The sequence below is a fragment of the Actinoplanes aureus genome (assembly GCF_015704865.1).
Taxonomy (GTDB): Bacteria; Actinomycetota; Actinomycetes; order Mycobacteriales; family Micromonosporaceae; genus Actinoplanes; species Actinoplanes aureus.
Genome location: NZ_JADQTO010000011.1, coordinates 110,618 through 121,647 on the forward strand (window position 1 = coordinate 110,618; position 11,030 = coordinate 121,647).

Annotated in this window: 13 protein-coding genes; 7 read left to right on the plus strand and 6 right to left on the minus strand. The window is 71.7% G+C overall.

Features of this window, described 5'->3' with window-relative positions:
- The first annotated feature begins 122 nt into the window (after window positions 1–122).
- Window positions 123–1,115, plus strand: a complete 993-nt coding sequence (locus tag I4J89_RS23515; protein ID WP_230859454.1) for a S1C family serine protease — start codon at window positions 123–125, stop codon at window positions 1,113–1,115.
- Between the two features lie 20 nt (window positions 1,116–1,135).
- Here I4J89_RS23515 and I4J89_RS23520 read toward each other — a convergent pair whose 3' ends face one another.
- Together I4J89_RS23520 and I4J89_RS23525 are read right to left on the minus strand one after the other, a co-directional pair.
- Complete coding sequence (locus I4J89_RS23520) at window positions 1,136–2,104, minus strand: NAD(P)H-dependent flavin oxidoreductase (RefSeq protein ID WP_196416206.1); 969 nt, start codon at window positions 2,102–2,104, stop codon at window positions 1,136–1,138.
- A gap of 330 nt (window positions 2,105–2,434) precedes the next feature.
- Window positions 2,435–3,037 carry an HAD family hydrolase gene (locus I4J89_RS23525; RefSeq protein ID WP_196416207.1) on the minus strand — a complete coding sequence of 201 codons (603 nt, stop codon included), beginning with the start codon at window positions 3,035–3,037 and terminating at the stop codon, window positions 2,435–2,437.
- 78 nt (window positions 3,038–3,115) lie between these two features.
- Between I4J89_RS23525 and I4J89_RS23530 the strand changes: the two genes are divergently transcribed.
- Complete coding sequence (locus tag I4J89_RS23530) at window positions 3,116–4,003, plus strand: EamA family transporter (RefSeq protein ID WP_309238446.1); 888 nt, start codon at window positions 3,116–3,118, stop codon at window positions 4,001–4,003.
- Here I4J89_RS23530 and I4J89_RS23535 read toward each other — a convergent pair.
- Window positions 3,981–4,418: a hypothetical protein gene (locus I4J89_RS23535; protein WP_196416208.1), complete on the minus strand. Its 438-nt coding sequence runs from the start codon at window positions 4,416–4,418 to the stop codon at window positions 3,981–3,983. The genes I4J89_RS23530 and I4J89_RS23535 overlap by 23 nt on opposite strands.
- 74 nt (window positions 4,419–4,492) lie before the next feature.
- Here I4J89_RS23535 and I4J89_RS23540 point away from each other — a divergent pair, with 74 nt between their 5' ends.
- Together I4J89_RS23540 and I4J89_RS23545 are read left to right on the plus strand one after the other, a co-directional pair.
- Window positions 4,493–5,068, plus strand: coding sequence for a carboxymuconolactone decarboxylase family protein (locus tag I4J89_RS23540; protein ID WP_309238447.1), 576 nt, complete (start codon window positions 4,493–4,495; stop codon window positions 5,066–5,068).
- Window positions 5,065–5,976, plus strand: a complete 912-nt coding sequence (locus I4J89_RS23545; RefSeq protein ID WP_196416209.1) for a PhzF family phenazine biosynthesis protein — start codon at window positions 5,065–5,067, stop codon at window positions 5,974–5,976. Before I4J89_RS23540 ends, I4J89_RS23545 begins: the two co-directional genes overlap by 4 nt.
- Window positions 5,977–6,059: 83 nt before the next feature.
- On the opposite strand, the gene I4J89_RS23550 is transcribed toward I4J89_RS23545, so the two are convergent.
- Complete coding sequence (locus tag I4J89_RS23550) at window positions 6,060–6,473, minus strand: MarR family winged helix-turn-helix transcriptional regulator (protein WP_309238448.1); 414 nt, start codon at window positions 6,471–6,473, stop codon at window positions 6,060–6,062.
- Window positions 6,474–6,537: 64 nt separating this feature from the next.
- Here I4J89_RS23550 and I4J89_RS23555 point away from each other — a divergent pair, with 64 nt between their 5' ends.
- From I4J89_RS23555 to I4J89_RS23565, 3 genes are all read left to right on the plus strand, one after another.
- Window positions 6,538–7,122: a TIGR03086 family metal-binding protein gene (locus I4J89_RS23555; protein WP_196416210.1), complete on the plus strand. Its 585-nt coding sequence runs from the start codon at window positions 6,538–6,540 to the stop codon at window positions 7,120–7,122.
- Window positions 7,123–7,334: 212 nt separating this feature from the next.
- Window positions 7,335–7,526, plus strand: coding sequence for a hypothetical protein (locus I4J89_RS23560; RefSeq protein WP_230859540.1), 192 nt, complete (start codon window positions 7,335–7,337; stop codon window positions 7,524–7,526).
- 88 nt (window positions 7,527–7,614) lie between these two features.
- On the plus strand, window positions 7,615–8,799 hold the full coding sequence (locus I4J89_RS23565; protein WP_230859455.1) for a lipase family protein: 1,185 nt from the start codon (window positions 7,615–7,617) through the stop codon (window positions 8,797–8,799).
- Here the strand turns inward: I4J89_RS23565 and I4J89_RS23570 are convergent.
- Window positions 8,796–9,824: an ROK family protein gene (locus I4J89_RS23570; protein ID WP_196416212.1), complete on the minus strand. Its 1,029-nt coding sequence runs from the start codon at window positions 9,822–9,824 to the stop codon at window positions 8,796–8,798. The genes I4J89_RS23565 and I4J89_RS23570 overlap by 4 nt on opposite strands.
- A gap of 72 nt (window positions 9,825–9,896) precedes the next feature.
- Window positions 9,897–11,012 (minus strand): substrate-binding domain-containing protein, encoded by a 1,116-nt coding sequence (locus I4J89_RS23575; RefSeq protein ID WP_196416213.1) that lies wholly within the window; start codon window positions 11,010–11,012, stop codon window positions 9,897–9,899.
- Window positions 11,013–11,030: the final 18 nt, after the last annotated feature.

Below are 11,030 nucleotides of genomic sequence, written 5' to 3' on the forward strand. Positions count from 1 at the left end.
CCTCCCTTTCGTCGTCGGTGCCCATACGTTAGTCGCTGCTAACGTTAGTGTCAACTAACAAAAGGACGAGGACAAGGTTCAGCCGGTATTGTCGTATTTCAGACGATTTAAGGGGGATGCGGATGCGTGTCGCGGAATGGCCGGTGGCCGGAGTTGTCGGAGCGCTTGTGATGGCCGGGGTGTATGTCGCTGACCGGCCGGCGCAGACCGTTGCGCCGGTGCCCCCGATGGTCGACGTGGTGGCGCGGGTCGAACCCTCCGTGGTGACGATCCACAACACCACGGGCGGGATCGGCAGCGGCGTCGTCTACCGTGCCGACGGTGTCATCGTCACCAACCAGCACGTGGTCGGTGCCGCCAAGACCGTCACGGTCTCGTTCGCCGACGGAACCCGGCTCGCGGGCCAGGTGACCGGCGCCGATCAGATCACCGACCTGGCCGTGGTGAAGGTGGCGCGCGCCGGCCTGCCGGTCGTCCCGGTGCGCCAGGACCTGCCGAGGACGGGGGAGACCGCGCTGGTGATCGGCAGCCCGCTCGGCTTCGAGAACACGGCGACCCTCGGGATCATCTCCGGTGTCGGGCGGCAGATCCCGGCCGCGACGACCGGCGGACGCCCGCAGGTGGATCTCATTCAGACGGACGCGGCGATCTCGCCCGGCAACTCCGGCGGCGCGCTGATCGACCGGCAGGGCCGGCTCGTCGGGATCAACGAGGCCTACATCCCACCGGCGGCCGGAGCGGTGTCGCTGGGCTTCGCGATCCCGGCCAGCACCGTCGTCGACGTCACCGATCAGCTGCTGGCGAGTGGTGCGGTGGCACACCCGTACCTGGGGGTGTCGGTCGCCTCGCTGACCGCGAGCGTCGCGCGCTCACTCGGCATGACGGTGAGCACAGGAGCGCTGATCCGGCAGGTGGAGCAGGGTGGGCCGGCGGCCACCGCCGGCGCGCGGATCGGCGATGTGATCGTCGGTTTCGCCGGCCGGCCGATCACCGGCGCGGGTGACCTCAACGCCGCCTTGCGCGCCGTCAACCCGGGACAGGCCGCGAGCGTCACGGTGAACCGGGCCGGGGTGTCGCAGACGATCCAGGTCACGCTCGGCACGCTCAAGAAGTGACGCCCCGGCCGTCAAGGCCCTCAGGCGTACGTCAGCAGGTCCCGGCGCGCGGCCTCGTACTCGCTCTTCAGGCGGGCGACGAGGTCGCGCGCCGGCCGTACCGCGTCGACGGCGCCGATGCCCTGGCCGGCGCCCCAGATGTCGCGCCAGGCCTTGCTGTCCGTGGTGCCGCCGGAGCCGAAGTCCATCGCCGACGGATCCGAGACCGGCAGGTGGTCCGGGTCCAGCCCGGCCGCCTCGATGCTGCCGCGCAGATAGTTCCCGTGCACGCCGGTGAACAGGTTGCTGTAGACGATGTCCTTCGCGCTGCCGGACACGATCATCTGCTGATAGGCGGCATCGGCCTTCGCCTCGGTGGTGGCGAGGAAGGCGCTGCCCACGTACGCCAGGTCCGCGCCCGCCGCCTGCGCGGCCAGGATCGACCGCCCGTGTGCGATGGCACCGGACAGCAGTAGCGGCCCGTCGAACCAGGCGCGAATCTCCTGGAGCAGCGCGAACGGTGACTGCGTGCCGGCGTGGCCTCCGGCGCCGGCGGCCACCGCGATGATCCCGTCCGCGCCCTTGTCGATCGCCTTGCGCGCGAATTCGTTGCTGATGACGTCGTGCAGCACGATTCCGCCGTACGAGTGCACCGCGTCGTTGATCTCCGGCCGGGCACCCAGCGAGGTGATCACGATCGGCACGCGGTGCTCGACGATCACCGCCATGTCCTGCTCGAGCCGCCGGTTGGAGCGGTGCACGATCTGGTTGACCGCGAACGGCGCCACCTTGGCGCCCGGATTGCCGGCGGCGAACGCCGCGTTCGCCGCCGCGATCTGCGCCAGCCACTCGCCGAGCAGGCCGGCCGGCCGGGCGTTGAGCGCCGGAAACGACCCGACGACCCCGGCCTGGCATTGCGCGATCACCAGCTCCGGCCCGGAGCACAGAAACATCGGCGAGGCCACCACCGGGATCGAGAGCGCGTCCTTGAGCAGGGTCGGGAGTGCCATGGGCCATCCTTCCTCGTCGGTCCCGCGATGCTATGCCGCCCAAGGCCGCCTATGCAACAAGTTGCATAAAGAACCCGGCGGGGTACGGGTGACGAAGACGTCCCCGCTCTCCCGCGCGAGCCCACCATCCGGTCCCGGCCCCAACGCGACCGCCGGGCCGGACCCCGTGCATGGTCCCGGCGGTCGCGCTGGGGCCGGGAGTGGGCGACCGGCTCGCGCGGGAGAGCGGGGACGGCCGGAAAATCGTCGTGACTGCGGAAACGCGTACCCCGAATGTGCGGAACCGAAAGGCGGACCCGGCAGACCGCATGCCGGCCTTCGTGGCCGGCCTCAGCGCAGCTGGGCGCCGATGTCGCGGATCGCCTGGGTGGTGCTCTCGAACAGCACGCCGTGGATGCCGAAGGCCCGCGCGCTCTCCACCAGCTCAAGCACGTTGTCCACGAACACCATCTCGTGCGGCGCCACGCTCATCCGCCGGCACGTCAGCTCCCACAACCTCGGGTCGGGCTTGTTCATCCCGACCTCGTGCGAATAGATCAGCTCGTCCACCAGGTCGCCGAAGCCGTATCTGCGGTGTTCCCGGTCGCGCGCCCCGACGAAGCTGTTGCTCAGGATCGCGGTGCGGTACGCCGGCCGCAACGTGCGGACGTAGCCGATCAACTCGGTGTTGGCCACGCCCAGATACTGCCGCCACATGTCGGCCATCACGGCGTCGGCCTGCGCCGGGGTCAGGCCGAGGCGGTCGCTCATGGCCTGGTGCACTTCGGCCTCGGTCACCCGGCCGACGGCACCGGCCTCCCAGACGTCGGCCAGGACGGTGCCGATCGTGCCGGAGGGCCAACCGAACTCGGCTTCCCAGCGCTTGTCGAAGTCCATCGGCTCCACCAGCGCCAGCACACCACCCACATCGAGAACCACGGTTCGCACGGCCATCACCTGATTCAACCGGCAATGGTCAACAGTTGCCCCCGGCGTCTCCGTGGCTGCGGGCGGCCTGTCTAGGGTCGAGCCGTGACCGACACACTGACGACCGTTCGTACCGTGCACCGCGGCGCCGGGGGAGGGGCCGTCGGTCTGGTGCTCGCCGGCGCGGTGTCGGTGCAGTTCGGTTCGGCGGTGGCCGCGCTGCTGTTTCCGCGGGCCGGGGTCGCCGGGGTGGTGAGCCTGCGGCTGACGATCGCGGCCGTGTTCCTGCTGGTGGTCTGCCGGCCCCGGCTGCGCGGATACCGGCGGTCCGACTGGCTGCTCGTCGGCGGGTTCGCGATGGCGCTGGCCGGCATGAACACGCTGATCTACCAGGCCATCGACCGGATTCCGCTGGGGCCGGCGGTGACCCTGGAGGTGCTCGGCCCGCTGGCGTTGTCGGTGTTCGCGGCCCGTCGCGCGGCGAGCTGGCTGTGGGCGGGCCTGGCGCTCCTCGGCGTCGTCCTGCTCGGCTATCAGGGGTTCGGCCGGCTCAACCCGTCGGGTGCGGCGTTCGCGCTGGGTGCGGCGGTCATGTGGGCGGCGTACATCGTGTTCAGCGCCCGCGTCGGGCGCCGCTTCCGGAAGGCCGACGGCCTGGCCCTGGCGATGGCCGCCGCCGCGCTGCTCACCCTGCCCGCGGGCCTGGTGGCGAGCGGGTCCGCCCTGCTGAACCCGGGCGTCCTGGCGCTCGGCGCCGCGGTGGCGATGCTGTCGTCGGTGCTGCCCTACACCCTCGAACTGCTGGCGTTGCGCCGGATGACCACCGCCACGTTCGGGGTGCTGATGAGCCTGGGCCCGGCGCTCGCCGCCCTCGCCGGATACCTGGTGCTGCACCAGAGTCTGGCGCCGGTCGAGCTGGTGGCCATCGCCCTGGTGATCGCCGCGAGCATCGGCGCGGTCCGTACCGCGGCTACTCCGCGACCCGGACGGTGAGCTCGCCGGATCCGACGTCCCGGGTGGCCCGGAAGGTCCAGCAGCCCGCGGCGGGGAACCGCCAGCCGGTGCCCCACTCGTCGCCGGGCCGCTGGAACGAGCTGTCGCCGTGCTCCTCCACCCAGAGCGGATCGATGGTCCGGCCGTCCGGGCCGGCGGCGACGATGGCCAGCTCGCCGCTCCCGGTCATCCGCCAGACCACCTTGCTGTCCGCGCTGGTCGTCAGCGGCTGGACGAAGAAGAGCGCCCACAGCGTCGCGTCTCGCCCGGTGCCTTCCAGCACCGGCCCGTCATCGCCGGCCGGTGCGATACGGGCGTCGGTAGGGCAGGGCGGTGCGGGTGGCGGCGGGTTGTCGCTGGAGCAGGCGGCCAGGCACAGGGCCGCGGCGGTGAGGGTGGCGACCGGCTTCCTCATGCATCGAAGACTACGACTTGACCCGTACGGCGACAGGGGTAGGCTGCTTCTAATTCCGAAGCATGGAGAATGCCGTGACCCGAATTCCTCCGCTCGACGCGCCCTATCCGCCGGGCGTCGCCGCCCAGCTCGAGGCGATGATGCCGCCGGGCGTGCCGCCGATCGGGCTGTTCCGGACGTTCGCTCGCAACCTGCCGATGACCGTCGCGATGAGCGGATGGGGCCGCTACGAGCTCGGCCGCGATCTGTCGCTGACCATGCGGGAGCGGGAGATCGTCATCCTCCGCACCTGCGCGCGCTGCCGCTGTGAGTACGAGTGGGGCGTACACGTGATGTTCTTCGCCGCCCGGGTCGGGTTCACCGACGCCCAGATCACCTCCCTCACCCACGGATCAGCGGACGACCCCTGCTGGACGGCCGGCCGTGAACGGATCCTGATCGAGGTGGCCGACGCGTTGCACGACACCGCGGACCTCGGCGACGCGCTGTGGGAGGCCGCACGCGACCTGCTGGACGAGGCCGAGCTGCTGGATCTGTTCCTGCTCTGCGGCTGGTACCACGCGATCAGCTTCGCCGCCCGCGCCGCCCGGGTGGAGCTGGAGCCGGGCGCGCCCCGCTTCGCCGGATACCCGGGTCACGTCGGTCCATGACGCGCGGCGGCCACACGATCGTCGCCGCCTGCACCCGCGACGGCGCGGGCGGCAGCCCCACCGCGGTCGTCGTCGATCCGGGCACGCAAAGCGACGACGAGCGGCGCGCGATCGTACGGGCGGCCGGCACCTCCCACGCCGCCTTCGTCGACACCGGCCCGGGTGACGTACCGACCGTGCGGTTCTTCACCACCGCCGGCGAGCTCCGGAACTGCGGCCACGGCACCATCGCCGCACAGGCGGTCCTGCTGGAGCGGGGCGGCGCGGGCGACCGTCTCCGGACCGGCGGCCGCACCTTCGCCACCACGGCGGTCCGGCGGCCGGAGGGCATCGAGGTCTGGTTCGATCAGGGCGTCATCGCCCTGCGGGAGCAAGCCGCCACCGATCACCTCTTCGCGGCGCTCGGCCTCGGTCCCGACGACGTCGCCGGCGACGACACGCGGGTGGCCTCCCCGGGGACGCCGCGTCTGCTCGTCCCGGTCCGGGACCAGCGGAAACTACGCGCGCTGCGGCCGGACTTCGAGCTGCTGGCGGCCGCCTGCCGCCGCCTCGGCTATCTGGGTTGCTTCGCATACACGCTCACGCCGGGACAGGTGGCGGTCGGGCGCATGTTCGCGCCGGCGATCGGCGTCGACGAGGACGTCGTCAACGCCAACAGCGCCGGCTGCCTCGCCGCCCACCTGCTCGACTCGCGCGGCGACGGCCGGATCGAGGTCCACCAGGGCGACACGCTCGGTCGCGCTTCGACGGTCTTCGCCACCGCGGAGCGCACCGCGGACGGCGTCACCGCCTGGATCGGCGGGCTGACGACGGTGCCGGCGCCGGGAGTTCCCGGCGCGACGCCGGCAAGCGGATCCCGCATGACATCGCGCTTGTCGGCATGGCCGACGGCTGCCGACCGGCCCTGACCAGCGTCGACATGGACCCTGGAAGGCATCGGCCGGAGCGCAGACGCGCGTCGGCAGGGCTGCCCCGGCCGGGCTTCCGTGCGCTAGCGCGGTGAGATGGTCATCAGCGTCCGGAGGAAGGCGTCCCGATCCTCGGCCGGCACCTCGGCGAGGATCTCGTTCTCGCCGGCCCGGACCTCGGTCTGGATCGCCCGGTGCACGCGCTGCCCGTCGGCGGTCAGGCCGAGCAGGCGGACGCGGCGATCGGCCGGATCCGGCTCCCGCTCGATGAGGCCGCGCTGCTGGAGTTCGTCGAGTACCGGGATCAGCCGGGTCTTGTCGGCGCCGATGCTCGCGGCCAGGGCCGCCTGGGTCCGCATCGGGCTCTCGCTCAGCGCGCTCAGGACGGCATATGCCCACATGGACAACCCGTGCCGGGCCAGGATCGGCTGCTCCATGGCGAGCAGCCGCCGTCCCAGCCGGAACACCATCACGCCGAGATCTTCCGTGCGTTCCACGCCGTTACTCCTACCACCTCCGCAAGGCTTGACGTATCCATACGCTCGTGCACATCATAAGCGCATGCATACGATCACGGATGACCTCCGAGCGGCCGACGCCGCCGCCGTACGCGCTACCGTCGACCTCGTCCGCCGGGTGACCGAGGCAGATCTCACTCGCCCGACACCCTGCGCGGGCTGGGATCTGGCCACCCTGCTCGCTCACATGACCGAGCAGCATCGCGGCTTCGCCGCCGCCGCGCGGGGTTCCGGCGCAGGCCAGGCGCCGGCCACCGACCCGCTCCAGGAGTACCCCGAGGCTGCCCACGACGTGATCGCCGCGTTCGCGGTAGAGGACGTGCTGGACCGCGCCTTCTACTTGCCAGAGTTCGGTCGCCCGATCCTCGGCCGGATGGCGATCGGCTTCCATCTCGTGGATTTCGTGGTCCATGGGTGGGACGTGGCCCGCAGCATCGACACTCTGTACCAGCCGGACGCCGACATTCTGACCAGCACGCTGGAGATCGTGCGTGCCGTCCCCGACGGGCCGGAGCGCCTCGCACCCGAGTCCCCGTTCCGCCCGGCCCTGCCGGTCCCGCCCGGAGCGGACGCTCTCACCGAAATCCTGCTGCTTCTCGGCCGCGACCCGGCGCGGCCGCTGCCCTGACGGGCCCTGCGGCGGTTCGGCGCCGCTGTTTCTGCCTGCCAGGCCAGCGCAGCGATCGCCAGAGGGCCGCCCGGCCCGGTTGCCGGCGCCGGACCGGCCCGACCAACGATCCGGCGCAACCAGGCGGTCCTCAACCCCGCGCCCAGACGGCCCGCAAGACCGAGGTCCGGTTTGTCCGAGACGCGGCGGGGTACGTGATGATCATGCCAAGCATGCCGTCCGACCCCGACAAATACCCGCCGCTCGACCCGGGGGCGCCGATCCCGGACGACCCCGGCGAACTCTCGCCGGACAGCCCGGTCCCGCTGCCCCCGCCGCCGACCGAGCCGGTGCCGGTCACACCCGTACCGTCCGAGCCGTCCCCGGATCCGACTCCACCGGACGCGGTGCCCGAACCGGCCTGAATCATCCCCGCGGGGTGAGGCTGTCCCTACCCACGCTTCGGGAGGCAGCACTACCGACCGGCCCGCGACCGCCCGACATAGTCGGGCCATGAGGTCCTTGGGATTGTCGATGCGCCTGGCCGCCGCCGTATCGTGCGGCGCCCTGCTGGTGGGAGCCGTCCCGGCGGCCGGCTCCGCCACCGGCCGGCCGCGCGGTGCGCTGGTCTCGGTCACCCCGGTGGCCGAGCTGGACGCCGATCAGGTCTCCCGCTATCTGACCCGGTTCGGCCTGGATCCGTCACAGGTCCGGTACGGCGTGGACGCGAAACGGATCGTGTACCGGACCGTCGACCCGCGAGGCCGCCCGACCTCGGCCAGCGCGCTCGTCGCGGTACCGCACAACTCTGACCGGACGCCCCGCCACGTCACCTGGTTGCACGGCACCACGGCCTACCGGGGCTCGGTGGCCTCGGTAAGCGACGGCAACGACCGGGCTGCCGCCCTGCTGTTCGCCGCCGCCGGCTACCTGACCACGGCCCCCGACTATCTGGGCCTGGGCGTAGGTCCGGGCGCCCACCCGTACGCGCACGCCCGCTCCACGGTCACCGCCTCGGTAGACGCCCTGCGTGCCACCCGCCAACTCGCCGGACGGGAGGGCCGCCGCCCCGACCCGCGGGTGCTGGTCACCGGTCACTCGCAGGGCGGGCATGCCACGATGGCGCTCGGCCAGGCACTTCAGCAGCACGCCGACCCGCGGTTGCGCCTCGGCGGGCTGGCGCCGATCGCCGGTCCGCTGCGGCCGAGCGCGCTGATCTCCGACGCCCTGGCCGGCCGGATCGCCAACGGCGTCGCGTACCTCGCCTACTGGACGGTGGCCTGGAACCGGCTCTACCACCTGTACGACTCGCCGGCCGAGGCCTTCCGCGACCCGTCCGTGGAGGCGCTCTTCGACGGCGATCACCCCAACGAGGAGATCTTCCCGCGGCTCCCGGCCACGGTGACCGAGCTGTTCACGCCCGATTATCTGGCTCGGCTGGAGCAGCCGGCCGGTGTGCTGGGCACCGCCCTGACCGAGGCGGACCGGTTCTGCGACTGGCGCCCGCGGGTGCCGGTCCGGCTCTACGCCTCCAGCGGCGACCGCGATGTGCCGATCCAGAGTTCGGCCTACTGCCGGCAGCGGCTCGACCAGCACGGCGCCCACGCCGTACTGGTCGACCTCGGCGCTGACGTCGACCACGGCCGGGCACCCGATCTGGCCCTGCCACGGATCCTGGCCGGGTTCGACCGCAGCTAGGCGGAGCTGAGCGGGTCGTTCAGGACCCGCTCGAACGCGAGCTCGGCGGCACCGATGAGCCGGGCCTCCTCGCCCAGGGCCGCGACGCTCAGGAGCGGCTCGGTCCGGCTGGTCGGCAACGCGGTGGCCCGCAGATGGGCCCGGAGGTCGTCACCGGCGGCGTGGAAGAGCGCGCGCAGCGTACCGCCGAACACGACGGCCTCCGGGTTGAGGATGTTCACCAGGTTGGCGACGCCGTGGCCCAGCCAGCGGACGCTGTCGGCGGTGGGCTCGTCCGGGCGTACCTCCGCCGCCCAGCAGCCGCGCGATCCGCATCGGCATGGCCGGCCTGCGGGGTTGACGATCATGTGCCCGACCTGGCCGCTGAAACCGCGGTGCCCGGTGACGACGTGGCCGCCGGTGATGATGCCGGCGGTGATGCCGTCGTCGCCGTGCAGGTAGAGGACGTCGTCGAGGCCGCTGGCGGCGCCGCGGACGTGCTCGGCCAGCGCCGCCAGGGCGGCCGGGTCGCCGATCAGGGGCGGCTGGTCGCCGCCGAGTGCCTCGGCGAGGCCGGCGCCGAGAATTCCGGCGCCACCCGCGATCGCCACGCCACAGCCGACGAGGACGCCGGCCGGCGCGGCGGCCCGCAACCGCTGGACCAGGTCCGCCAGCACGGCGACGGTCGCGCTGAGATCCGCGCCGGGCGGCCGGTCCGTGGTGCGGCTGTCGAGAATCTCACCGCCGAGCCCGACGCGTGCGGCACGCAGGTGGTCCGGCTCGACACTCAACGCGTACGCGTGAAAGCCGGTGGGGTTGGCGCGGACCACGGGGGAGGGACGCCCGGCCCGGCCGCTGGCGCGTGGGGTGTCCTCCTGGATCAGGCCGGCGGCGGCGAGTTCCGCGGCGAGTGCGCCGATGGTGCTGCGGTTGAGTCCGAGCCGGCTGGTCAGTTCGGCGCGGGAGGTGGCGCCGCGCAGGTGGACGTACCGCAGCACCGCGCCCAGGTTGTGGCGGCGCACCGACTCCTGAGGGGTGACGGCCACGGCGTGGACCTCCGGGGTGACGACGGGTGTCCCCGGGAAGCTTCCCGGGGACACCCGATACGCGGTGTGCGCCTACTTGGTGAGCGGGGACAGCTTCGGGTCGTCGGCGTACGCCTGTGCGGCGCTCGCCTTGGTCACGATGACCGGCTCGAGCAGGTACGCGGGCACGACCTTGACCCCGTTGTCGTACGACTTGGTGTCGTTGACCTGCGGCTCGCTCCCACCTTGCAGGGTCTTGACCATGTTGACCGTCTCGGCGACCAGCTTGCGGGTGTCCTTGTTGATCGTCGAGTACTGCTCACCGGCCATGATCGACTTGACCGACTCCACCTCGGAGTCCTGGCCGGTGACCACCGGGATCGGCTTACCGGCGCCCTTGATCGAGGTGATGATGGCGCGGGCCAGCGTGTCGTTGGGCGACAGCACCCCGTCGAGGGTCTTGTCGCCGGTGTAGGTGGAGTTGAGCAGGGAGTCCATCCGGCTCTGCGCGTTCTCCGCCTTCCAGCCCTGGGTGGCGGTCTGCTTGATGTCGGTCTGCTTGGAGCCGACCACCAGCTCGCCCTTGTCGATCAGCGGCTTGAGTACGTCCATCGCGCCGTTGAAGAACACGCCCGAGTTGTTGTCGTCCGGCGAACCGGAGAACAGCTCGATCGTCCACGGTCCGGTCGCCTTTTTCGCCTTCATGCCCTCCAGTAGGGCCTCACCCTGCAACTGGCCGACCTTGAAGTTGTCGAACGCGATGTAGTAGTCCACGTCCTTGGTGTTGGTGATCAGCCGGTCGTAGGCGATCACCACCGCGCCGGACTGCTTGGCCTGCGCCACCTGGGTGGACAGCTGGGCAGCGTCGGTCGCGCCGATCACGATGGCCTTCGCGCCCTTGGTGACCATCGCGGTGATCTGGGCCTGCTGGTCGGCGACGGTGGTCGACGCACCGGCGTACTGGACGTCGGCCTGGAAGCCGGCCTCCTTGAGTCCGTTGGTGAACAGGTCACCGGCGAGCACCCAGTTCTCCGACGTCTTCGAGGGCAGGGCGACGCCGATCAGGGCGTCGGCCGCGAATCCCTTGGCGGCCCCGGCCTGTTCACCGGACTCACCACCCTCGCGTTCGGATGATCCACAGGCGCCGACGCTCAGCGCCAGCAGTGCCGCGGCACCGGCGGCGAGGCCTCTGGTAAGGATTTTGCGCATGACAAAGGGACCCTTCTT

What these genes read in the sequence shown, in the direction of transcription:
- I4J89_RS23515 (WP_230859454.1), top strand. Translation starts at nt 123, where the DNA reads ATGCGTGTCGCGGAATGGCCGGTGGCCGGAGTTGTCGGAGCGCTTGTG.
- I4J89_RS23545 (WP_196416209.1), top strand. Translation starts at nt 5,065, where the DNA reads ATGACGCGCGGCGGCCACACGATCGTCGCCGCCTGCACCCGCGACGGC.
- I4J89_RS23575 (WP_196416213.1), bottom strand. Translation starts at nt 11,012, where the DNA reads ATGCGCAAAATCCTTACCAGAGGCCTCGCCGCCGGTGCCGCGGCACTG.
- I4J89_RS23525 (WP_196416207.1), bottom strand. Translation starts at nt 3,037, where the DNA reads ATGGCCGTGCGAACCGTGGTTCTCGATGTGGGTGGTGTGCTGGCGCTG.
- I4J89_RS23560 (WP_230859540.1), top strand. Translation starts at nt 7,335, where the DNA reads ATGCCGTCCGACCCCGACAAATACCCGCCGCTCGACCCGGGGGCGCCG.
- I4J89_RS23565 (WP_230859455.1), top strand. Translation starts at nt 7,615, where the DNA reads ATGAGGTCCTTGGGATTGTCGATGCGCCTGGCCGCCGCCGTATCGTGC.
- I4J89_RS23535 (WP_196416208.1), bottom strand. Translation starts at nt 4,418, where the DNA reads ATGAGGAAGCCGGTCGCCACCCTCACCGCCGCGGCCCTGTGCCTGGCC.
- I4J89_RS23555 (WP_196416210.1), top strand. Translation starts at nt 6,538, where the DNA reads ATGCATACGATCACGGATGACCTCCGAGCGGCCGACGCCGCCGCCGTA.
- I4J89_RS23520 (WP_196416206.1), bottom strand. Translation starts at nt 2,104, where the DNA reads ATGGCACTCCCGACCCTGCTCAAGGACGCGCTCTCGATCCCGGTGGTG.